The organism is Streptomyces sp. NPDC005435 (genome assembly GCF_040703155.1).
Classification (GTDB): domain Bacteria; phylum Actinomycetota; class Actinomycetes; order Streptomycetales; family Streptomycetaceae; genus Streptomyces.
Genome location: NZ_JBEXEQ010000017.1, coordinates 116920 through 139139, shown reverse-complemented (window position 1 = coordinate 139139; position 22220 = coordinate 116920). Strand labels below are relative to the sequence as shown.

The 22220-nt window shown below is 71.7% G+C and carries 22 protein-coding genes; 12 read left to right on the top strand and 10 right to left on the bottom strand.

Annotated features, from left to right (window positions below):
* Positions 1-24: 24 nt before the first annotated feature.
* Positions 25-1005, bottom strand: coding sequence for an NAD(P)H-quinone oxidoreductase (locus AB0898_RS22495; RefSeq protein WP_366804735.1), 981 nt, complete (start codon positions 1003-1005; stop codon positions 25-27).
* A gap of 197 nt (positions 1006-1202) precedes the next feature.
* Here AB0898_RS22495 and AB0898_RS22490 point away from each other — a divergent pair, with 197 nt between their 5' ends.
* The gene (locus tag AB0898_RS22490; RefSeq protein WP_366804734.1) at positions 1203-2513 is read left to right on the top strand and encodes a penicillin-binding transpeptidase domain-containing protein; all 1311 of its coding nucleotides are present in this window, start codon (positions 1203-1205) and stop codon (positions 2511-2513) included.
* A gap of 73 nt (positions 2514-2586) precedes the next feature.
* Here AB0898_RS22490 and AB0898_RS22485 read toward each other — a convergent pair whose 3' ends face one another.
* The 3 genes from AB0898_RS22485 to AB0898_RS22475 all read right to left on the bottom strand — a co-directional run bounded on the left by AB0898_RS22485 (position 2587) and on the right by AB0898_RS22475 (position 4200).
* Positions 2587-3462: a glycosyltransferase gene (locus tag AB0898_RS22485; protein ID WP_366804733.1), complete on the bottom strand. Its 876-nt coding sequence runs from the start codon at positions 3460-3462 to the stop codon at positions 2587-2589.
* Between the two features lie 176 nt (positions 3463-3638).
* Positions 3639-3986, bottom strand: coding sequence for a helix-turn-helix transcriptional regulator (locus tag AB0898_RS22480; protein WP_366804732.1), 348 nt, complete (start codon positions 3984-3986; stop codon positions 3639-3641).
* The gene (locus tag AB0898_RS22475; RefSeq protein ID WP_366804731.1) at positions 3976-4200 is read right to left on the bottom strand and encodes a hypothetical protein; all 225 of its coding nucleotides are present in this window, start codon (positions 4198-4200) and stop codon (positions 3976-3978) included. Before AB0898_RS22475 ends, AB0898_RS22480 begins: the two co-directional genes overlap by 11 nt.
* 428 nt (positions 4201-4628) lie before the next feature.
* Here AB0898_RS22475 and AB0898_RS22470 point away from each other — a divergent pair, with 428 nt between their 5' ends.
* Positions 4629-5072 carry a DUF397 domain-containing protein gene (locus tag AB0898_RS22470; RefSeq protein WP_366804730.1) on the top strand — a complete coding sequence of 148 codons (444 nt, stop codon included), beginning with the start codon at positions 4629-4631 and terminating at the stop codon, positions 5070-5072.
* Positions 5073-5310: 238 nt separating this feature from the next.
* Entirely contained in the window at positions 5311-6150 is an 840-nt protein-coding gene (locus tag AB0898_RS22465) for an SAM-dependent methyltransferase (RefSeq protein WP_366804729.1), read from the top strand.
* Positions 6151-6170: 20 nt separating this feature from the next.
* Here AB0898_RS22465 and AB0898_RS22460 read toward each other — a convergent pair whose 3' ends face one another.
* Together AB0898_RS22460 and AB0898_RS22455 are read right to left on the bottom strand one after the other, a co-directional pair.
* Entirely contained in the window at positions 6171-7103 is a 933-nt protein-coding gene (locus AB0898_RS22460) for a Scr1 family TA system antitoxin-like transcriptional regulator (protein WP_366804728.1), read from the bottom strand.
* Between the two features lie 225 nt (positions 7104-7328).
* Complete coding sequence (locus tag AB0898_RS22455; RefSeq protein WP_366804727.1) at positions 7329-7994, bottom strand: phosphoribosyltransferase; 666 nt, start codon at positions 7992-7994, stop codon at positions 7329-7331.
* Positions 7995-8113: 119 nt separating this feature from the next.
* Between AB0898_RS22455 and AB0898_RS22450 the strand changes: the two genes are divergently transcribed.
* On the top strand, positions 8114-8350 hold the full coding sequence (locus tag AB0898_RS22450) for a DUF6479 family protein (RefSeq protein WP_366804726.1): 237 nt from the start codon (positions 8114-8116) through the stop codon (positions 8348-8350).
* A gap of 131 nt (positions 8351-8481) precedes the next feature.
* On the opposite strand, the gene AB0898_RS22445 is transcribed toward AB0898_RS22450, so the two are convergent.
* On the bottom strand, positions 8482-8847 hold the full coding sequence (locus AB0898_RS22445) for a DUF6479 family protein (protein ID WP_366804725.1): 366 nt from the start codon (positions 8845-8847) through the stop codon (positions 8482-8484).
* A gap of 133 nt (positions 8848-8980) precedes the next feature.
* On the opposite strand from AB0898_RS22445, the gene AB0898_RS22440 reads away from it, so the two are divergent.
* The 4 genes from AB0898_RS22440 to AB0898_RS22425 all read left to right on the top strand — a co-directional run bounded on the left by AB0898_RS22440 (position 8981) and on the right by AB0898_RS22425 (position 13528).
* On the top strand, positions 8981-9355 hold the full coding sequence (locus tag AB0898_RS22440) for a ferredoxin (RefSeq protein WP_366804724.1): 375 nt from the start codon (positions 8981-8983) through the stop codon (positions 9353-9355).
* Positions 9356-9460: 105 nt separating this feature from the next.
* The gene (locus tag AB0898_RS22435; protein ID WP_366804723.1) at positions 9461-10315 is read left to right on the top strand and encodes an oxygenase MpaB family protein; all 855 of its coding nucleotides are present in this window, start codon (positions 9461-9463) and stop codon (positions 10313-10315) included.
* 54 nt (positions 10316-10369) lie between these two features.
* Complete coding sequence (locus tag AB0898_RS22430) at positions 10370-11929, top strand: NAD(P)/FAD-dependent oxidoreductase (protein WP_366804722.1); 1560 nt, start codon at positions 10370-10372, stop codon at positions 11927-11929.
* Between the two features lie 102 nt (positions 11930-12031).
* Complete coding sequence (locus AB0898_RS22425) at positions 12032-13528, top strand: acyl-CoA synthetase (protein WP_366804721.1); 1497 nt, start codon at positions 12032-12034, stop codon at positions 13526-13528.
* A gap of 31 nt (positions 13529-13559) precedes the next feature.
* On the opposite strand, the gene paaK is transcribed toward AB0898_RS22425, so the two are convergent.
* Positions 13560-14855: a phenylacetate--CoA ligase PaaK gene (gene paaK / locus AB0898_RS22420; RefSeq protein ID WP_366804720.1), complete on the bottom strand. Its 1296-nt coding sequence runs from the start codon at positions 14853-14855 to the stop codon at positions 13560-13562.
* A 243-nt stretch (positions 14856-15098) separates the two neighbouring features.
* Here paaK and AB0898_RS22415 point away from each other — a divergent pair, with 243 nt between their 5' ends.
* The 3 genes from AB0898_RS22415 to AB0898_RS22405 all read left to right on the top strand — a co-directional run bounded on the left by AB0898_RS22415 (position 15099) and on the right by AB0898_RS22405 (position 17042).
* Positions 15099-15347: a DUF397 domain-containing protein gene (locus AB0898_RS22415; RefSeq protein WP_366804719.1), complete on the top strand. Its 249-nt coding sequence runs from the start codon at positions 15099-15101 to the stop codon at positions 15345-15347.
* A gap of 189 nt (positions 15348-15536) precedes the next feature.
* Positions 15537-16436, top strand: a complete 900-nt coding sequence (locus AB0898_RS22410) for a universal stress protein (protein WP_366804718.1) — start codon at positions 15537-15539, stop codon at positions 16434-16436.
* 108 nt (positions 16437-16544) lie between these two features.
* Entirely contained in the window at positions 16545-17042 is a 498-nt protein-coding gene (locus tag AB0898_RS22405) for a hypothetical protein (protein ID WP_018546107.1), read from the top strand.
* A gap of 9 nt (positions 17043-17051) precedes the next feature.
* Here AB0898_RS22405 and AB0898_RS22400 read toward each other — a convergent pair whose 3' ends face one another.
* Together AB0898_RS22400 and AB0898_RS22395 are read right to left on the bottom strand one after the other, a co-directional pair.
* On the bottom strand, positions 17052-19025 hold the full coding sequence (locus tag AB0898_RS22400; RefSeq protein ID WP_366804717.1) for a peptidoglycan recognition family protein: 1974 nt from the start codon (positions 19023-19025) through the stop codon (positions 17052-17054).
* 303 nt (positions 19026-19328) lie between these two features.
* On the bottom strand, positions 19329-20465 hold the full coding sequence (locus tag AB0898_RS22395) for an aminoglycoside phosphotransferase family protein (RefSeq protein ID WP_366804716.1): 1137 nt from the start codon (positions 20463-20465) through the stop codon (positions 19329-19331).
* Positions 20466-20722: 257 nt separating this feature from the next.
* On the opposite strand from AB0898_RS22395, the gene AB0898_RS22390 reads away from it, so the two are divergent.
* Positions 20723-22207, top strand: coding sequence for a hypothetical protein (locus AB0898_RS22390; protein WP_366804715.1), 1485 nt, complete (start codon positions 20723-20725; stop codon positions 22205-22207).
* Positions 22208-22220 lie beyond the last annotated feature (13 nt).

Below are 22220 nucleotides of genomic sequence, written 5' to 3'. Positions count from 1 at the left end.
GACCCTTTCGCGGTGTTGACGCGGCTAATGTGCGGTGAGCAGCACCTTGCCGATGTGGCTGTCGTCCATCACGCGATGTGCCTCGGCGGCATCGCGCAGGGGGAGTTCGCGATCGATGACGGGGCGTACCTTCCCCGAGGCGATCAGCGGCCAGACGTGTTCGCGTACGCCCGCGACGATGGCGGCCTTCTCCTTCAGCGGCCGGGACCGCAGCGAGGTCGCGGTGACCGTCCCCTCCTTCATCAGCAGGGCGGCGATGTTCAGCTCGCCCTTGGTGCCGCCCTGAAGGCCGATGATCGCCAGGCGTCCGTTGACGGCGAGGGCCGCGACATTGCGGTCCAGGTACGCGCCGCCGCCCATGTTGTCGAGGACGACGTCGGCGCCCGCGCCGTCGGTGGCCCGCTTGATCTCGGTGACGAAGTCCTGCTCGTGGTAGTCGATCAGGATGTCGGCACCCAGCTCGGCGCAGAAGTCCAGCTTGGCCTTCGACCCGGCGGTCACCGCGACGCGGGCGCCGATGGCCTTGGCCAGCTGGATCGCCATCGTCCCGATGCCACCGGCGCCGCCCTGCACCAGAAGCACCTCGCCGGCGCGCAGACGGGCGACCATGAACACGTTCGACCAGACGGTGCACGCCACCTCCGGCAGCGCCGCCGCCTGCACCAGGCTGACGCCCTTGGGCACGGGGAGCAGCTGGCCCGCCGGAACCGCGACCTTTTCGGCGTAGCCGCCACCCGTGAGCAGCGCGCACACCTCGTCCCCGACGGACCAGCCGGAGACGCCGGGACCGAGCGCGGCGATCGTGCCGGAACACTCCAGACCGGGGTACGTGGAGGCGCCGGGCGGCGGGTCGTAGACCCCCTGGCGCTGCATGATGTCGGCCCGGTTGACGGCTGCCGCCGCCACGTCGACCAGCACCTCGCCCTCGCCGGGCACCGGATCGGGCACCTCGGTCCAGGTCAGCTTCTCGGGCCCGCCGGGTTCGGGAATCGTGATCGCGTGCATGGCGGCGACGGTATCTCCGCGAGGGGCGTCTCCCGGGGAAGCCCGGTCGAGCGCGTCGGCCGTGTCCCGAACCGCTCGTGCCCGTCCGCCGGGCGGACCTCGACGCCGTGGGCGGCCGGTCGGCCACGTTTTCCTCTTCAACCAGTCAACTTGTCTGCCCTGTGCAGTCGATGTGCGGCCGCTCATAGGATGCCCGCATGCTCATTTCCTTCCGCTCGTTCCGCGCCTCCGGTGTCGTGGTCACCACCCTCGCCGCACTGCTCGCCGCCTCTGTGTCGGGCTGCACCGCGGAACACGGAATCCCCGCTGCGAGCAGCCCGACGGCCCCGGGCCAGGCCGGACGGACTCCGGATGCCAAGCCGCGCCCTCCCCGGCAGGACGGAAGCCCTGGCGACATCCTGGTCGCCGGGCGGCCCGTCACGGGGTCGAAGCGGTCGGGCATTGCCAAAGCCCCGTTCAAACGCACGTACACAGAGGGGGAGTTGTACGCGGCGGTCACCGGGTACCGGTCGCTGGCCTTCGGTGCCGACCAGCTCGAGTTCCTCCTGGCGGACGACATCGAGGCGGGCAAGGATGTGGCGACCACCATCGACCCGGCTGTCCAGCGTGCCGCCTACGACGGGCTACGAGGCCGGCGTGGAGCCGCGATCGTCCTCGACGCGCGGACAGGCGACATCCTGGGACAGGTGAGCACCCCGTCGTACGACCCCGGAACGTTCAGCGGGAACTCCGTGGCCGATCAACGGGCCTGGGGCCGGCTCACCGGCGACGGCGACAAGCCGCTGTCCAACCGCGCCCTGCGCCTCGTCGACAACCCGGGGTCGGCGATCCACGTCCTTGTCGCGGCTGCTGCCCTGGAGAAGGGCCTGCTGCCGTCGGTGGACACGCCGACTCGGAGCCCAGCGGTCTACGCCGCCCCGGGCAGCACCACCCGGTTCTCCGGTGATCCCGCGCACTGCACCGACGCCACCCTCCGTGCGGCCCTGCGGTACGGGTGCGCGAACGTCTTCGCCCGTATCGCCTCCGACCTCGGCGCCGACGCGCTGGCATCGACAGCCCAGAAGTTCGGATTCAACAACGACACGCTGGATACGCCGGTGCGTGCCTTCGAGAGCACCTGGCCGCGCAAGCCCGGGAATCCCACCCGGCTGGCCCTCATGGCCAACGGCCTGTTCGAAGTGAAGAGCACCCCCGTACAGATGGCCATGGTGATGGCCGTACTCGCGAACGGCGGCAACCGCGTCCATCCCCACCTCGTCACCGGTTCAGGAACCGTCGTGCCCGCTCAGCGCGTCGTCACCCGGCGCACCGCCGATCAGCTGCGGTCGGCGCTCGGGGACTCGTTCGCCACGTGGGTGCCCTCCGCCTCGGCCGTCTGGGCCTTGTCGGCCACCCGGACCTCGGCCGGCCGGCCGGTGGCCATCGCCGTCTACCTCTCCGCTTCCGCCGACGCCACGTCCCAGGCCGGCAAGGTCGCGGAACGGATCTCCGCAGCCACGCGGAAGTGAGTCCCGCCCCTCCCGAGACGACCGCGCACCCGCCTCCGGTCGGTCATGCGATTGGCCACTGGGCGAGGACCGTTCAGAGAACCGGCGGTCGCCCCAGCCGGGTCATACGCCAAACCGTGCGCCACCTCATCGGCTTGCGCGGGCCGCACGGCCTGCGCGCACCCTCGAGAAAACCGCCCCACCACGCCTTCGCACCCGCCAGGGACCGCATCCGCACCATGGCGAGGAGCATCCATACGCCGAGGTAGACCGGAATCAGGGGGACCGGGAGTCGCCGGCGGGCCAGCCAGACACGGTTTCGGGCGGTGAACCGGTAGTAGACCGCGTGTCGGGCGGGGGACGTCCTCGGATGCTGGAGGACCAGCTCAGGTTCGTAAAGGATCCTCCACCCCGCATCGAGCGCGCGCCACGCCAGATCGGACTCTTCATGCCCGAAGAAGAACTCCGCCGGCCACAGACCGATCTGCCGGAGCATGGGCATCGAGAAGGCGTGGCCACCGCCGAGAAAGGCGGTCACCGAACCGCGCCGCATCGGATCGTCCACGCGCAACCGGGGCACCCAGCGTCGCTCCGTCCGTCCGTGCTCGTCGGCGACCCTGAACCCGATGATCCCCAACTCCGGGTCCTCGGCGAACAGTTGCCGGACCTTGCGGAACACGTCGTCGGCGACGAGCAGCCCGTCGTCGTCCAGCTCGACGACGACGTCCACCTCGCCCGAGTCGCGCAGCATCTTCAAACCGACGTTGCGGCCGCCTGGACAGCCCAGATTCTCCTCCAGCGGAATCTTGGTCGCCTCCACCGAGATCTCGGCGAGAGGCGTCGCGTTGCCCACCAGAACGACCCGCGCCGCAGGCACATCCTGCTTCTCCACCGAAGCGAGCAGAGCCGCCAGCTCCCTCGGGCGAGTGCCCATGGTCACGATGACGACTCCGATACGCGGCAACGACATGGTCGCGAACTCCAGTGGTCGGCGGACTGCCGGTGCCAGCGTAGCGAGCCGTGGCCACCTCACGGGGCGGCGACATCGAGGTCCGCCGCCCGGGTCCGGCCGGCCCCGTCCACTTGATGACGTGGACGGGGTTCAGCCTGTGGCGCCTCCGCGCCTCGGCGAACTGCACGTCTGGCTCAACGGCTGCGTGGGGGAGCGGCGTTCGATGTCCTGGCGGACGGTGTGGCGACTGACGCGGGCGGTCCGCTCGCCATCGCGTGGGCCGGCGCGCTCCGTCGGTCGTTCTCGTTCTCCCAGACCAGCAGCAGCACTTGGGGGTCGGCACCGCAGGCCCTGGCGTAGGTGACGGTGAAGCGCCGGGTGGGGAAGCGGTGGCCGGCGAGGACGCCGGTGAGGTGATCGAGGCCCGTACGGGTCTTCCGGGCCAGGGCCTCCGGACTCAGTTCGGCCTGCCTGCGGACCCGTTCCATGACGTGTCCGATGTGCGCCGGGCTGCTCCCCGCGTGGCTGGTTTCAGGTGGCATCGAGGGCCTCGCGGGCGTCGGAGTCCTGAGCGCGCTCCGTCTTCAGAGCGGGTTGGTCGTGCTGGTCGTGCGTACGGGGAGCGTGGGGGCAGCGCCGGCCGGTCATGCGCAGCAGCAGAAGGCAGGCACTGGCCGCGATGTTGATCCAGTGTTCGGACGGGTGAGTGAAGAGCAGTTGTCCGGCGGGCCCGGTGGCCGCTTCGAGTGCTTCCATCACGCAGATCGGGCACGGGTGGATGAGACGCATACGGCGCGGGCGGGCATGGCGTGGTTTGCGGCGTCGTCGCCCCGGGGAAGGGGACATGGCGGCCTCCTAGGAGAAGTCGTGGACAACAGGGCCCCGGTCGATGACCGCGAATCACTGCACCGGGGCCCTGGTGCCGCTCGACGTGTTGTCGAGCACGAAGGACGCTAAGGCGAACTCCGGCTTCGCGGAATCCACTTGAGTGGCGGAACATGGCATTGCCAGCCCTGTCGGTGACTCGGCTGCGATGCGTATTCGTGAGCTCGGCCCGTGCGGCGTTCGATTCCCTCGAAGTTTGCGCCCCATTTGCGCGCCCCTTGTTTTCCTGTTGAGAGCCCCTGCAGTGCAACGCAACTCGTCATCTTTTCTTAGGGTGTACGAATATCCCGCGCTCGACTATGGCCGGTGCATATTCCAGAGTATTTTGCATCCCCAGCCCGGGACGCCGCGAACTCGCTGGACCGTCGGGCGCACTTGCGCGGCAGGCCCAATCGAATCCAGACATTGTTGCTTCAACCATGCATACATGGCATGGAGAGCGGCGATCCTCCCAAGGTCGGGCCGGATGCAATTGCATCCCGGCAACGGGGAGTTCGTTCACCGCAGGAGGTCGCCCGGTGGGGAAACCGACGATTGTGAAGCGGCACAGCGCACCGCGGGCTGGTGTCGCGTGGCGGAAGAGTTCGTACAGCCTTCCGGAGGGGTCGTGCGTGGAGGTCGCGGAGCCGGCCGGTGACCACGTGCTTTTCCGTGACTCCAAGGAGCAGGACGGTCCGGTGATGGCGGTGTCGAAGGGGACTGCCGCCGCGTTCGTCGCCGCCGTCTACAGCGGCGACCTCTGAGGCAGCCAACCGGGCCGCCGGAAGATGCCCATTGCCTGTGCGGTGGGTGTCTTCCGGCGGTCTCCGTGTGCAGCCGGGTCCGCTGGGCTCCCGCCGTCAATTCGGCAATGGTATGCGTGGGAAGGCGAGAAAATCGTTCAGCTGTGGACATCGCTGCTGAACGGCCGGTATGGATGGGGATAATGCAAGTGCATTCTGCACCTGGCGGGACGGGTGCTCGTGGATGCCGGGGAGGAGCATGGTGGGGGAGCGGGCCGCACAGGGGCACGGGCAGGACAACAGTGATCTGTTCTTAGGGCAGGACCGGGCGCACAGTGCGCGGATGTACGACTATTACTTGGGCGGCAAGACCAACTACGCCGTGGACCGCGAGGCGGCCCGAGCGGTGATCAGACTGTTTCCGGCGATCCAGACCGTGGCCCGGGTGAACCGCGCTTACATGCACCGCGCCGCGCGGTACATGGCCCAGCAAGGGGTATGGCAGTTCATCGACGTGGGAACAGGTATCCCCACGGCGCCCAACCTGCACGAAGTGGTCCAGGAAGTGGCCCCGGACTCCAGGGTCGTCTACATCGACAACGATCCGATCGTCCTCGTCTACGCGGACGAGCTTCTCGCCGGCACACCGGAGGGCCGAACCGGCTTCGTCCAGGCGGACGCCACCGATCCGGAGGCGGTTCTCGCCGCGGTCAAGGAGAAGGGCATCGTGGATTTCGGCCGGCCGGTCGGCCTCAGTCTCCACGCGCTGCTGCACTTCGTCCCCGATGACCAGGAGCCGTACGACATCGTCCGCAGCTTCATGGACCGGCTGCCGCGCGGCTCCTTTTTGAGCCTGACCCACTGCACAGGGGACTTCGCCCCCGAGGCGTGGCAGGCCATCATCGACACCTATGTGCAGCGCGGAACCCCGGCCCAGGTGCGTACCCGGGCGGAAGTCCTGGGCTTCTTCGAGCAGTTGGAACTCGTCGACCCCGGACTGGTGCCGGCGCACCAGTGGCGCCCGGAGGTCGGCAGCGGACCGGGTGTTGTCGACGACCGACTGGTGTCCCTCTATGCCGGGGTCGCACGAAAGCTCTGACGGCGATGGGCCGGAGAGCGTCAGTAGCGGGTCGTCTTCAGCAAGTCCTGCAGCCGCCGCCTCATCGCGTGAGATGCGAGGGACTGGGCGGCGAGCGAGTCGAACGCTTTCACCCGGCGATCCACCATCTGCTCGTCCTCGATGACCAAACCCCCGTCGTACCCCTCCGCGAAGGCGATCGTGGGGAGGTGACCCGCGAAGTCGAAGATGGTCGTGGAGCCGAGTTCGACGTGCACGTTGTAGTCGTGCAGGGGGGCGAGGCAGAGCTGGAAGCGGGGATCGTGTGTCAGTGCGATCAGGTGCTTGAGCTGCCCGCGCATGATCTCCGCTGACCCGACAGGGCGCGCCAGGGCGGCCTCGTCCACGACACAGATCAACTTCCTGTCCGCTGCGGCGAACCGCTGCTGGCGTTCGGCGCGGAACCGGACCAGTTTATCGTGCTCGCTCTTGGATCCGCGGCCCCGCTCGATCAGCGCGCGGGCGTATTCGGGTGTCTGCAACAGGCCGTGCAGGTAGGTGGGTTCGAAGGACCTGACCCGGGTGGCCATGTCCTCGAAACTGACCACCGCCTGCAGGTACTTCGGCGTGATCGCCGACCACGGCTGCCACCAGGCGGGCTGACTGGCGGTCGCGAACAGCCCGTACAGCCGCACCTGTTCCTCCGGATCCGTGACGTTGTACAGCGCGAAGAACGTCAACAGATCCTGCTGCTTGAGGGAGAACGTGCCGGACTCGATCCGGCTCAGTTTCGAGGGTGAGCCCCCCAACTTCCGGGCCGCCTCGCCCGCGCTCAGGCCGGCGGCTTCCCGGAGATGGCGCAGGGCGCTGCCCAGCACCATGCGTGCCGCGAACGGCGCCGCCTCGTTCTGGAGGTAGCGCACCGCTCCCCTGCGCCCTGCCTTCTGGCCGGAGCCACCAGGCTCCGCAGCGGCGAGGGGCAACTGCTTGACCACCTTTGCTCCTTGAGTTCATGGACACGCTGTGACGCCTCGGGCACACATGGTGCCTGTCGTCGCCCTCTGTGGAGGGGTAATCGCAGAAATTTCTGATAGTTGCTTATGTGCTCGGGCCGGAAGGCGGCCCGCCATCACCTCTCAGAGTCAAGAGGCGGGGCGGTGGGCGTCAACGTGGCTCGCCCTGGCGTGAGTTGGCGGGGCGTGCCACGGCGGGTGGTCGTGTCACCCCGACGGTCGGCTGTCCGTGCGGGACTCCTCCAGGGCGTGGAGGACCTCCTCGTCGGTGGTCTGGTCGAAGTCGTCGTACCACTGGCCGACGGCCTGGAAGTCGGTGGGCTGGTGGAGGCAGATGATGTCGTCGGCGGCCGGGCGCAGGTCGTGTACCGCGCCGGGGGCGCCGACGGGGACGGCGAGGATCAGGCGGGCGGGGGAGCGGGTGCGCAGGTGGTGGAGGGCGGCGCGGGCGGTGGCGCCGGTGGCGAGGCCGTCGTCCACGAGGATCACGGTGCGGCCGGAGAGGCCGGGGGCGGGGCGGTCGCCTCGGTAGAGGTGCTCGCGGCGGTGCAGTTCGGTGCGTTCGCGGGAGACGTCCGGGGCGAGTTTCTCCTCGGTGAGGCCGAGTATCGCCAGCGCGCGGCGGTCGAACAGGGGCGGGCCGTCGCCCACGATCGCGCCGATGCCGGTCTCCGGGCGTCCCGGTATGCCGATCTTGCGGACGACCAGGATGTCTAGCGGCGCCCCGAGGGCCCGGGCCACCTCGGCCGCCACCGGGACGCCTCCCCGGGGCAGTGCCAGGACGACGGGCTCGACGAGGTCGCCGTCTGCGGCCCACTCCCTCAGCCGGACGCCCAGTTCCTGGCCGGCGCTGCGGCGGTCGGGAAATCGCATGGGCGCTCACCTGCCTTCCGGCGACTCCTGCGGACGCATGTCCGGGGTTTCCCCTGGGGCGCCGCCCAAACAAGCACCCGGGCCGGATGATCGGCGTGCGCCGGGGTAACCGGCACCCCATGAACAACTCCGCCGAATTCATCGCACTGTCCGGGGGCGGCTCGCTGTGGTTCCTCGTGGTCGGGGTGATCGTCGCGGCCGTCCTGCTCGGCGCGTTCTGGCTCGGAAGCCGCCGGGCGCGCGAGCGCCGTGCGTCGACCCCGGCGCCCGGTTCCCAGGCGCGCCGGGGAGGCGCCGAGAGCCGTGAGGGTGTCGGCTGGAGCACACCGGACGCCCGGAACGACGCAGAGGACTGAACGACGCAGAGGGCTGACGGCGCGCGGGAGTAGCGGCGTACCGCGACGTACAGCACTGAGCGGCGGCGGAGCAGGGTCGTACCCCGTTCCGCCACCGTCGTCGGCTGCTTCGCCCGTCGTGGGGCGCGCCCTCAGTGGGCGCCCAGCCCCCCGCCGCCGAAGGAACCGCTCGAACCCTTGCTCCAGCGTGGGCGCTCCTTCGCCGTGCTGGGCCTCGTGTGCATGTTGGACAGCTCGTACGGGGTCAGGGGGCGGCCGCCCTCGGGCATCCGCGGGACCTCGTCCGGCTCCCGGTTCTCCTGAATCTCCCGTACGGCACCCTCCGGAGGCAGATGTGGCTGCTCCTCGGGGCGTGGACGGGGTGGTTCGGTCTGCCTGACGCGGGAGGTGATCCAGAAGCCGCCGCCCAGCAGTGCGAGCAGTGCGACGGCGATCAGGAACAGTACGAGACTCAGCAGGCCGCTCGGCGCCGCCAGCTGGACCATTGGAGTACTCATACGACCGGAATACCCCGTACAGAACGGGATGAACCGGGCGCCATGGGTGGTCGATCACCTACCCTCCGCGACACCTCCCTCCGCCGCCGCGCCGACGCGTTTACGCCGCCCCGCCACGGCTACCCGCCCCCTTGTGACCACACCGCCGCCCCCGCGAGACGCGCCCTACCAGTTCCTGGAGGACCGCTTCGCCTGCGCCCAGGCGTGCGCCGAGTGCGCGCGGGAGTGCGCGGTCCGCGCGAGTCTCGTGGGCGCGTACGGTTCCGCGCGGCGGATCGGGATCATGTGCGCGGAGGTCTGCGACACGACCTGTCATCTGCTGTCCGAGGACGGCAGCGCGGAGGTCGACGGCACCGAGACGCGGATCAGGCTCCAGCTGGAGTGGTGCCGTTCCGTCTGCCTCGAAGGTGTCCACGCCTTCGAGGGGCTGACCGGCGCCGAGGCCGCCGCGGCGGCGTGCCGTACCTGCGCCGAGGCGTGCACCGCGTTCATGGCCGCCCTCGATTGATCCGTTTACGAGAACACCGCTGACCCGCCCATGAGAGCACCGCTGACCCGCCCACGAGCACACCGCGCTCTCCCCATCGCCCGCGCCCCGCGTTAGCCTGCGCCCATGGACGGCATCCGGCACGCCGACCCCGGCCTCTTCACTCCGCGCTCGGTGACCTGGCAGCTGCACGGTGACCCCATGATGTGGATCGCCGGCATCCGCGCGCTCTACCTCCAGGCGCTCCTGCCGCGCGCCGTGCGCGGCGTCATGGAGAACTCCGACTTCCGGCGCGACGCCTGGGGCCGGCTGATGCGCACCGCCGACTTCGTCGGGGTCACCACCTACGGCACCGGCGAGGCCGCCGAGCGCGCGGGCGCCCGGGTCCGCCGCATCCACCGCCTGCTGACCGCCACCGACCCGGACACCGGCGAGCGCTACGGCATCGACGAGCCCGGCCTGCTGCTCTGGGTGCACTGCGCGGAGGTCGGCTCCTACCTGGAGGTGGTGCGCCGCTCCGGGTTCCCGCTCACCGACGCCCAGGCCGACCGCTACCTCGCCGAACACCGCACCAGCGCCCGCCTGGTGGGCCTCGACTCGGACACCGTGCCCGCCGACCGGGCCGCGCTCGCCGCGTACTTCGACAAGACGCGCCCCGAACTCGCCGCCGGACCCGACGCCCGCGAGGTCGACGACTTCCTGCGGCGGCCGCCCGTCCACCCCGTGTTCGTCCCGGCGCGCGAACTGCTGTGGCGGCACGTGGCCCGGCTCGCCTACGCCTCGCTGCCGCCGTACGCCCACGAGCTGTACGGCCGCCCGGCGCCCGCGCCCGCCGTCGTCGACCGGCGGCTGCGGGCCGCCGGCGCCCTGCTGCGGGCCGTCCCCGGCCGGCTGCGCAGACGGCTGCCGCCGCAGCACGTCCTCCACGCCGTGGCCCGGCTCGGCCCGGCGGCCATGCCCTCGCCGCGCAAGGTGCGGTGAGGCGCCGTACACGCACCTCTATCCGCCGAAGATCATCCCGTGTTACGAAGAACCATGCCTGCTCACGAGGGAACCCGGACGTACGACGCCGTGATCGTCGGCGGTGGACACAACGGTCTGGTCGCCGCCGCCTATCTGGCCCGCGCCGGCCGCTCCGTACTGGTGCTGGAACGCCTGGACCACACCGGGGGCGCCGCCGTCTCCACCCGCCCGTTCGCCGGGGTCGACGCCCGGCTGTCGCGCTACTCGTACCTGGTCAGCCTGCTGCCGGACAAGATCGTGCGCGATCTCGGCCTCGACTTCCGCGTCCAGGGCCGGACCATCTCCTCGTACACCCCGGCCGAACGCGGCGGACGCGCCACCGGGCTGCTCGTCGGCGGCGGGGAGGAGCGCACCCGCGAGGCGTTCGCCGCCCTCACCGGCGGCGAGCACGAGTACGCAGCCTGGCAGCGCTTCTACGGGATGACGGGCCGGCTCGCCGAACGTGTCTTCCCCACGCTGACCGAACCCCTGCCCAGCCGCGAGGAGTTGCGCCGCCGCATCGACGACGAGACCGCGTGGCGGGCCCTGTTCGAGGAGCCGATCGGCGTCGCGATCGAGGAGAACTTCAGCGACGACCTGGTCCGGGGTGTCGTCCTCACCGACGCGCTGATCGGCACGTTCGCCGACGCCCACGACGCCTCCCTCGCCCAGAACCGCTGCTTCCTCTACCACGTCATCGGCGGAGGCACCGGCGCCTGGGACGTGCCCGTCGGCGGCATGGGCGCGCTCACCGACGCCCTCGCCGACGCGGCCCGCGCCGCCGGAGCCGTCATCGTCACCGGGCACGAGGCGGTCCGCATCGACACCGACGGGCACACCGCCGAGGTCACCTACCGCACCGCCGACGGCGAGGGCACCGCCGTCGCCCGGCACGTCCTGGTCAACGCCTCCCCGCAGGAGCTGGCCGCCCTCACCGGGGACACCGCCCCCGAACCCGCCGAGGGCGCCCAGCTCAAGGTCAACATGCTGCTCAAGCGGCTGCCCCGGCTCCGGGACAGCGCCGTGGACCCCCGCGAGGCCTTCGCCGGGACCTTCCACATCGCCGAGGGCTACGGCCAGCTCGCCACCGCCCACGCCCAGGCCGCCGCGGGCGAACTTCCCGCCGCGCCGCCCTCCGAGATCTACTGCCACTCCCTGACCGACCCCAGCATCCTCGGCCCCGACCTCGCCGCGCGCGGCTACCAGACCCTCACCCTCTTCGGCCTGCACACCCCGGCCCGGCTCTTCGCCGGCGACAACGACGCCGTGCGCGACGAACTGCTCAAGTCCACGCTCGCCCAGCTCGACGCCCACCTCGCCGAACCCCTCGCGGACTGCCTCGCCACCGACGCCGACGGGCGCCCCTGCATCGAGGCGAAGACCCCGCTCGACCTCGAACGCGACCTCGGGCTCCCCGGCGGCAACATCTTCCACCGCGCCCTGTCCTGGCCGTACGCCCAGGAGGACACCGGCCGCTGGGGCGTGGAGACGCGGCACGCCAACGTCCTGCTGTGCGGCGCGGGCGCGGTGCGCGGCGGCGGGGTGAGCGGCGTGCCGGGGCACAACGCGGCGATGGCCGTCCTGGGGGAGTAGGAGGACCACCCCGGCCGCCGGCCCGGGCGACACCCCGGCGACCGTCCGGCCGGTTCCCGAAGATCTTGACCTGGGACCGGCCGGGCCCCAGGATCGGCTGACATGACACAGGGACAAGGCAGCACGGTCGACGGGGTGCTGCGGCGCAGCGCCCGACGCGTCCCGGCGCGCGTCGCGCTGGAGTACGGGGAACGGACCTGGACGTACGCGGAACTCGACGACGCCGTCTCCCGCGCGGCCGCCCTGCTGCTCGCCGAGGGACTCGCCCCCGGCGACCGGGTGGCCGCCTACGGCCACAACTCCGACGCCTACCTCATCACCTTCCTCGCCTGCGCCCGCGCGGGCCTGGTCCACGTCCCCGTGAACCAGCACCTGACCGGCGACGACCTCGCCTACCTCCTCGGCCAGTCGGGCAGCGCACTGGTGCTCACCGACCCAACGCTCGCCGGGCAACTCCCGCCGGACGTACGACAGTTGCCCCTGCGTGACGCCGACGACTCCCTCCTCGCCCGGCTGCCCGGCACCGAGCCGTACGACGGGCCCGAGCCGCGCACCGAGGATCTGGTGCAGCTGCTCTACACCTCCGGGACCACCGCGCTGCCCAAGGGCGCGATGATGACCCACCGGGCGCTGGTCCACGAGTACCTGAGCGCGATCACCGCACTCGACCTCAGCGCCGGCGACCTGCCCGTGCACGCGCTGCCGCTCTACCACTCGGCGCAGATGCACGTCTTCCTGCTGCCCTACCTCGCGGTCGGCGCGACCAACGTCGTCCTCGACACGCCCGACGGAGACCGCCTCTTCGACCTGATCGAGGAGGGCCGCGCCGACAGTCTCTTCGCCCCGCCCACCGTGTGGATCGCGCTGACCAACCGGCCCGACTTCGCCGACCGCGACCTCACCGGGCTGCGCAAGGCGTACTACGGCGCCTCGATCATGCCGGTGCCCGTCCTGGAGCGGCTGCGCGAACGCCTGCCGAAGCTCGCGCTCTACAACTGCTTCGGGCAGAGCGAGATCGGCCCGCTGGCCACCGTGCTGGCCCCCACCGAGCACAAGGGCCGGCTCGACTCCTGCGGCCGTACCGTGCTGTTCGTGGACGCCCGGGTGGTGGACGAGGACGGCGCGGACGTGCCCGACGGGACGCCCGGCGAGATCGTCTACCGCTCCCCGCAGCTGTGCGAGGGCTACTGGGACAAGCCCGAGGAGACCGCCGCCGCCTTCCGTGACGGCTGGTTCCACTCCGGGGACCTCGCGGTCCGCGACGCGCACGGCTACTTCACGATCGTCGACCGGGTGAAGGACGTCATCAACTCCGGCGGTGTCCTGGTCGCCTCCCGCCAGGTCGAGGACGCCCTCTACACCCACGAGGGTGTCGCCGAGGCCGCTGTGATCGGGCTGCCCGACGAGCGGTGGATCGAGGCCGTCACGGCGGTCGTCGTCCCGCGCGGCGAGGTCACCGAGGAGCAGCTCGTCGCCCATGTCCGCGAGACACTGCCCGCGTTCAAGGCGCCGAAGCGCGTCCTGTTCGTCACCGAGCTGCCCCGCAACGCCAGCGGCAAGATCCTCAAGCGGGAACTGCGGGACAGGTTCGGCGACTGAACGGCGGCCGGGGCCGAGCTGCGGTCCGGCGCTAGCGCGGCCGCAGATCCACGATCCGGCGTATTTTGCCCACCGAGCGTTCCAGGGACTCCGGCTCCACGATCTCCACGGCCACCGACACCCCGATGCCGTCCTTCGCCGCGGCGGCGATCGAACGCGCCGCCGCCTCGCGCGCCTCGGGCGTGGCACCCGGCCGCGCCTCCGCGCGCACGGTGAGCGCGTCGAGCCGGCCCTCGCGGGTCAGCCGGAGCTGGAAGTGCGGCGCCACACCGGGGGTGCGCAGCACGATCTCCTCGAACTGGGTCGGGAACACATTGACCCCGCGCAGGATCACCATGTCGTCACTGCGGCCGGTGATCTTCTCCATCCGGCGGAACGCCCGCGCCGTGCCGGGCAGCAGCCGGGTCAGATCCCGGGTGCGGTACCGCACGATCGGCATCGCCTCCTTGGTGAGCGAGGTGAACACCAGCTCGCCCGGCTCGCCCTCCGGGAGCACCTCGCCGGTGACCGGGTCGACGACCTCCGGGTAGAAGTGGTCCTCCCAGATGTGGAGCCCGTCCTTGGTCTCGGCGCACTCCTGGGCCACGCCGGGACCGATCACCTCCGACAGGCCGTAGATGTCCACGGCGTCGATCGCGAACCGCTCCTCGATCTCCCGCCGCATCTCCTCCGTCCACGGCTCGGCCCCGAAGATCCCGACCCGCAGCGAGGTGCTCCGCGGGTCCACGCCCTGGCGCTCGAACTCGTCGAGCAGCGTGAGCATGTACGACGGCGTGACCATGATGACCCGGGGCTCCAGGTCCTGGATCAGCCGCACCTGCCGCGCCGTCATGCCTCCGGAGGCGGGCACGACCGTACAGCCGAGGCGCTCGGCGCCGTAGTGCGCGCCCAGTCCGCCGGTGAACAGGCCGTAGCCGTACGCCACATGGACCACGTCCCCGGGGCGGCCGCCCGCCGCGCGGATCGAGCGCGCCACCAGGTCGGCCCACAGGGAGAGGTCGTTCTCCGTGTAGCCCACCACCGTGGGCAGTCCCGTGGTGCCGCTGGAGGCGTGGAGGCGGCGGATGCGCTCGCGGGGGACGGCGAACATGCCGTACGGGTAGTTCTCCCGCAGGTCGCTCTTCACGGTGAACGGGAAGCGCGCGAGGTCGGCCGGCGAGTGGCAGTCCTCCGGGTGGACCCCCGCCTTGTCGAACGACTCCCGGTAGAAGGGCACGTTCTCGTACGCGTGCCGCAGGGTGGCGCGCAGGCGCTCCAGCTGGAGGGCGCGCAGCTCGTCGAGTCCGAGCCGCTCGCCCGCGTCGAGCAGATCCGCCGTGTCCGTCATCGGAAAAGGCCCCCTCACGCGCCACGCACCTACACATTACGGACGACCGATCATTCGGTCGTTTCCCTCGGGCCTAGTAATTCAGGCCGGCGGGTCCGAGGCAAGAGGCGGGGACCCGGATTTTTCCCAGGGGCGCGCGCGGACCGGCGCGCGCCGCCCGAACGTCCCCCTCACGTGGCCTGTCCGCCGCCCGGACCGGTCGCTAGGCTGACCCGCGGACGACGAACCGGGAGGAGCACGGACGTGGCCGAGAGCATCACCCAGCGGCAGCCGCTCGCGGACTGGAACAAGGGCAAGCCGGACCTGGACCTCAGCGGAGCGCAGTGGCGGTCCGGCAGCCGGGGCCTGGGAGACGTCCAGATCGCCTTCGTCGAGGGCTTCGTCGCGATGCGCAACAGCGACCGCACGGAGGGCGCCTCCCTGATCTTCACCCCCGCAGAATGGGGCGCCTTCGTCTCCGGCGCACGCGCCGGGGAGTTCGACCTGACCTGAGCGCCACCGGCCCGGCACTCCCGGCCCGGACACCCCGGCCCCGCGCCCTCCTGCCCCGGGCACCCCGGAGCCGAACCGGGGGTGTTCGCGCCCGATTTGCGGACACGCGACCAGGGGCGGCCCGTCGGTGTGGGTGGCTGGGACAGGCTGGGCCCGACAGGGGTAGGTCGTGTTCCGGAGGTGAGGACGATGAGCGCTGCGCCGGTCATCGCGGCGGTGGACGGGTCCGAGGACAGTGTGCGCGCGCTGGAGTGGGCGCTCGACGACGCCCGACGGCGCGCGGCGCCGCTGCGGGTGGTGCACGTACGCCAGTACGCCCCCTGGGGACAGGAGGACGTCCTGGTCGCCGACGACACCGAGCAGGACGGCGACCCCGTCCTCGACGAGGTGCGCACCCTGCTGCGCGACCGCGAGGACGTCCCCGAGACGGAGTACGTGACCGTCGAGGGCGCGCCAGCCGCCGTCCTGCCCGAACTCGGCGCCGACGCCCAGCTCCTCGTCCTCGGCTCACGCGGCCGGGGCGGCTTCACCGGACTGCTGCTCGGCTCCAACGGCGTGGCCACCGCCCGCGACGCCCCGTGCCCCGTGGTCGTCGTGCCCCGGCCCGGGCGCGAGGTGGACGGCGAACCGGCCGAGCCCGGCCCCCGGGTGGTCGTCGGACTGCACGTGGACCACCCCGACGAGGCCTCCCTCGACTTCGCGTTCACCGAGGCCGCGCTGCGCGACGCCCGGGTGCAGGTGATCGCCGCCTACCCCTGGCCCGTGCAGTCCTGGTCGGCGCCCGGCCAGCTGGTGCCCCCGGCTGTCGACCAGGCCGCCGTCGAGACCGAGACCCGGGCGCTCGCCGACACCTGTCTCGCGCCCTACCGCGAGCGCCACCCCGGGGTGCGCACCGACGCCGAGGCGCTGCCCGGAGGCGCCGCCGGACTGCTCGTCGGGGCCTCCGCCGGAGCCGATCTGGTGGTCGTCGGCCGCCACCGGCGCCGCCCGCTCGCCCCCGCCCCCATGCTCGGCTCGGTCACCCACGCCGTGCTGCTCCACGCGGCGAGTCCGGTCGCCGTCGTACCGCCCGTACCCACGGACGGGTGACCCGGACGGGCCACGGACGACGCCGGGTCCGCGAGCCCTGCCACCCGCGGCCGATCCGGGAGGGCGCCCGCACGCCGCCGCGCGCTCCCGGGCACGTACCATTGCCGCATGTCGTTCCTCCGCCGCCGCAGCGCAACCCCCGCCGGCCCCGATTTCGACGTGCTGGCCATGGACCCGGGCGACTGGCCGGGCAATCTCGGCGCGGGCCTGCTGCCCGCTCCCGACGGCACCTGCCAGGGTGTCTTCCTGCGCTACGACCTGTTCGGCGGGCGCGGCCCGGCCATGATCATCGGCAACCTCCCCGAGGGCTCCCCGGCCCGCGAGACCGCCGAGGGCGAGATCCCCTTCGAGGTCGCCCAGCTGCTCCTCGCGCTGGAGAACGACGAGGAGGTCACCGTCGTCGGCACCGAGGACACCCCCGTCCTCCAGGGCGACAACCTGCTGATCGTGCGCCGCCTCAAGCTCTCCGAGAGCCGCATCTCCTGCGTGCAGTTCGACCGCAGCGACGGCGTGCTCGTCACCATCGCGGCCTGGGACCGGCCCATCACCGACGACCTGTACGCCCTGCTGAAACCACTCCCGGCGGAGCTGTTCCAGCAGGGCTGAGGCCCCGCCTCAGCGGCGCGCGGCCGCCAGTGTCACGTCGGCCGCGCGGACGAACGCCACCCGGTGGCCGTACTGGATCTCGTAGTACAGGTCCTTGCCGACGACCACCTGGTGCGAGTCCTCGGTGAAGGTGACCGCGTAGTAGTACTCGCCCGGCATCTCGTCACCGACCACGTACTTCTGCCCGGCCGGGACCGTGTACGGCAGCGGCACCACCGACTGCGCGGGAACGCCCGCCGGGTACGCCTCCTTCTCCGGGTACGCCCGGCCGTACACCGGGACGCTCGCCAGACCGTCCTTCGGGGTGATCGTGAACCCGGACGCGGGAACCGCCGTCGCGTGCCGCCTCGGGTTCTCGAACCACGCCTTCCGGCCGAGGTACCAGATCGCCGTCCAGTCGCCCCAGCGGTCCGCGACCGCGTACTGCTGGCCGGTGGAGACGCGTGAGGACAGGTCGTTCACCCCGGTCGTCGGCGCGGTGCCGAGCCCGATGTCCTGGACCAGCGGGGCGTTCACGTCGTGGTCCGTGTACAGCCGCACCTCGCCGGAGCCGTGCGCCGGGCAGGAGGCGGCCGCCGAGTCGCAGCCCGTGTACACCGGCTGGTTGGCCGCGTAGTCCGGCCGGATCGTCACCAGCCCGGAGCGGGCGGTGCCCGTCGCCCTGAACGGGTGGCCGAGCAGCCGGAAGTAGTGCCGCCAGTCCCAGTACGGACCCGGGTCGGTGTGCATCCCGGGCACCGTCGAGGCGGTCGGACCTGGCACGTTGTCGTGACCGAGGATGTGCTGGCGGTCCAGCGGGATGCCGTACGCATGCGACAGATAGCGCACCAGGCGGGCCGAGGAGCGGTACATCGCCTCCGTGTACCAGGCGTCCGGCGCGGTGAGGAAACCCTCGTGCTCGATGCCGATCGAGCGGGCGTTGACGTCCCAGTTGCCCGCGTGCCAGGCCACGTCCTTCGCCTTCACATGCTGGGCGATCAGTCCATCGGTGGAGCGGATGGTGTAGTTCCAGGACACATAGGTGGGGTCCTGGATCAGGTTCATCACCCCGTCCCAGCCGCCCTCGGTGTCATGGATGACGATGTACTTGATCCGCTGCGAGGCCGGCCGGTTCCCCAGGTCGTGGTTGCCGTAGTCGTTGTCCCCGAACTCCTCGTACGGCGCCGGGACCGACACACAGGACACCGACGCCGGACACTCCACCCCGTCGGTCTTCGGCGCGCGCAGACCGGTCCGCTTGAGCTGGGCGGTGTCGCCGCGCACCCCGGGGGCGGCCTTGAGGGCGACACGCCGGCCGGTATCGGTGGTGCGGGACTCGCCGGTGCGCAGCACGTCGAAGACGTCGTTCGCGTACGCGGCCGCCGTCGCCGAGTCGTCGGCGCCGGAGAAGCGGGCCACCGCGCCGTACCACTCGGCCGGATCGTCGACCGGCTTCTGGCCCAGCTGCTTCTGCTCGGCGGCGAGCAGCGCGGCACCGCCGGCCACGTTCGCCGCCGGGTCGGTACGCAGCTTGGCGGCGGGCAGCCCCGTCAGCCGGGCCGCGCGGCGCAGCGTGGTCAGACGGGCCGGGAGCGCGGAGGCGGGCGGTACCTCGGCGCGCGGGTGCAGGGGAGCGCGGGCGCTGTCGCCGCGCGGGTCCTCGGTGCCCTCGGCGTAGTGCTCGGTGGTGGCGAGCGCCGTGCGGGCGTCGGTCAGATGCATCGGGCCGTACCCGCCGCTCACGCTGGGGGCACCGGCGTGGGTGTCCCAGCGGGACTGGAGGTAGGAGACGGCCAGCAGCAGGCTCTGCGGCACGTGGTACTCGGCCGAGGCGGTGGCGAAGGCGCGCTGGAGGCTGTCGGCGGGCGGCGCGGGGGCCGCGCCGGAGGACGGGGCCGCGCCGAGCAGCGGCAACAGCAGGACGGCGCCCGCGAGGGCGCCGGTGGTGCGGTTCAGCCGTCTGCGGCCGGGTGCGGATGTCGGGTCGGTGGCGAATCCTCGCAATGCGGCCTCCTGTGACGGGCGGGCGTGGCGGGACGGGCGGCGCCGAGCTGGGTCAGTGGTACCGGCTGGCCGACGATCCGTCAATCATGCCCTCGGAGAGGCGATTTCCCATGTCACAGATGGGTCCGGCGAGTTTCGCGGTGGTGGGTGGCGGGCCTGCGGGGCGTCAGTGGCGTAGACCAGTGGCCGTCCTCCGCGGGCTCCCGAGGTCCGTTTCGGGAAGACGCGCCGGATACGGCGGCTCCGCCCCGTAAGGGAGAATCCGCGGTGCGCCGCCGCTCCGGGCGCACCGCGGAGCCCGTGTCAGCGGGTGCCCACCGCCGCCCGCACGGCCTGCCGCGCCAGGTGGCAGTCGTCGTGCAGGCGCCGCAGCAGCAGCCGCTGTTCCTCCCCGCTCGGCACGCCGCCCACCCGGGCCGCGGCCGGAGCCGTCTCGTGCATCGAGCGCTGGATGGCCGTCTCGTAGGTACGGATCTCCCGGGTGAGCACCAGCATCAGGTTCACCAGGAAGGCGTCGCGCGAGGCCGGGCCGCCCAGTTGGGCGATCTGGCTGATGTGCCGCCGGGCGTCCGGGGCGCTGCCGAGGGCGAGCCACAGGGTGGCCAGGTCGTACCCCGGCAGATACCAGCCCGCGTGCTCCCAGTCGACCAGGACCGGGCCCGTCGGGGAGAGCAGGATGTTCGACAGCAGGGCGTTGCCGTGGCAGAACTGGCCCATGCCGTGGCGCCCGGCCGAGTGCGCGATGCCGTGCAGCAGCTTCTGCAGGTCGCCCAGGTCGCGGTCGGTGAGCAGCCCCAGCTCGTGGTAGCGGTTGATGCGGGCCGCGTAGTCCAGCGGGGCGTCGAAGGTGCCCGCCGGGGGACGCCAGGCGTTCAGCCGGCAGATCGCGCCGAGCGCGGTCCGGATGTCCGGGCGGGCCGGCGCGTCCAAGGGGTGGCGCTGGAGCGCGGCGACCCGGCCGGGCACCCGCTCGATCACCAGTGTGCAGTTGTCCGGGTCCGCCGCGATCAGCCTCGGCACCCGCACAGGGGGGCGGTGCCGGACGAACGAGCGGTATGCCGCTATCTCGTGCCGGACGCGTTCGGCCCAGGAGGGCGACAGATCCAGCAGACACTTCGCCACCGCCGTGCTGCGGCCCGCCGTCCCCACGAGGGTGACGGAGCGTCCGGTGCGGCGCAGCACCTGCACGGGGGCGAACTCCGGGCAGATGCGGTGCACGGCGTTGATGGCGCCGCGCAGCTGGGCCCCCTGGGGGCCGGACAGGTCCAGTCTGCCGCTGAGCGGCTGCGCGCCGGGCTGGCCCGGGATACGCGCGGCGCGGCCCACGACCGGCACGGATGTTCCGGGCCGCGCCGCCGGGTCGAGATACGGTCCGCCGCCCGCCGGGCGGGGACGCAGAGGCCGGGGCGGAGCGGACACGGAGGACGATGCTGCGTACATGGGAGATACAGATCCCTTCGTGTGCCTGCGGTGCCTGTCCTGACAGTCCATGAGCTGTGCTCGCGCCGCCCGGCCCGGCCCCTCGGGAACACCCTGGGGAATGTCCCGGGGTGACCGGGTCGGGGTGGCGCTTTCCTACCTGACACCCGATGTCCACTGGCACACCATCTGGCGCACCCTGGCGAACCCTGGCGAATAGTCGCCCGGCAACCGGCACGGGGCTACTGTCAACTCAGCCGAGAACCTGGGGGCTTGACGTGAGCGGACAACCCAACACCCGCTTCGCTGACCTGTTCGGCCTGGCCGGCTGGTCGAAGGGCGAACTCGCGAGACTGGTCAACCGGCAGGCGGCGGCCATGGGCCACCCCCAGCTGTCGACCGACACCTCGCGGGTGCGGCGGTGGATCGACACGGGAGAGATCCCGCGCGATCCGGTGCCGAGGGTGCTGGCGGCTCTGTTCACCGAGCGACTCGGCCGTGTCGTGACCATCGAGGACCTCGGTCTGGTACGGCACGGGCGTGCGGGGAAACGGCAGGGCGACGGGAATGCGGATCATCCCGACGGCGTGCTGTGGACGCCCGGACGAACCGCCGCGGTCCTCACCGAATTCACGGGAATGGACCTCATGCTCAACCGACGCGGCTTGGTGGGCGCGGGTGCCGCGCTCGCCGCGGGAGCCACCCTCAGCAGTTCCATGCGCGACTGGCTGCACACCGACCCTGCCCTGAAGGCCGACGCCCCCGTCTTCGACGACCCCCTGCACGCCGACCCCGCCGGGTTCGACCGCTACGAGGCCGCCCCCGTCGGGGAGCAGGAGGTCGAGGAACTGGAAGGCTCCGTCGAAGTGTTCCGCGCCTGGGACGCGGCACGCGGCGGCGGCCTCCAGCGCAAGGCGGTCGTGGGCCAGCTCAACGAGGTGGGCGGCATGCTCGCCTACCACCACCCACCCCAACTCCAGCGGCGCCTGTGGGGCGTCGCGGCCAACCTCGCGGTCCTCGCGGGCTGGATGTCGCACGACGTGGGCCTGGAACCCACCGCACAGAAGTACTTCGTCATCGCCGCGCACGCCGCGCACGAGGGCGGCGACCGGCCGCGCGCCGGGGAGGCCCTGTCCCGGGCCGCCCGCCAGATGGTGCACCTGGGCCGGCCCGACGAGGCCCTGGACCTGATGAAGCTCGCCCACTCCGGCTCGGGGGAGGCCCTCCAGCCGCGCACGAAGGCGATGTTCCACACCATCGAGGCGTGGGCGCAGGCCTCGATGGGCAAGGGCCAGGCGATGCGGCGCACCCTCGGACAGGCGGAGGACCTCTTCGTCTCCGACCGCAGGGTTGAGGCACAGCCCGACTGGATGCAGACCTTCAAGGACGAGGATCTGTACGGGATGCAGGCCCTGGCCTATCGCACACTGGCCGAGTTCGACCCGGCCGCCGCCGCGCACGCCCAGTACTACGCGGAGAAGGCCCTGGCACTCCGGATCGACGGACGGGAGCGGTCGAAGATCTTCGACCATCTCTCCATGGCCTCGGCCTGCTTCATCGCCGACGACCCCGAGCAGGCCGACCGGTACGCCCGGCTCGCCCTCATGGCGATGGGCGCCAACTCCTCGCGCCGCACCTGGGACCGGCTGCGCCAGATGTACCGGCTCAGCGCGGAGTACGCGGGCTACCCGAGGATCCACGAACTGCGGGAGGAGATCAGAATGGCGCTGCCCAAGCAGCGGGGGAGGAGCGCGGGAGCCTGATCCCAGGGGGCCT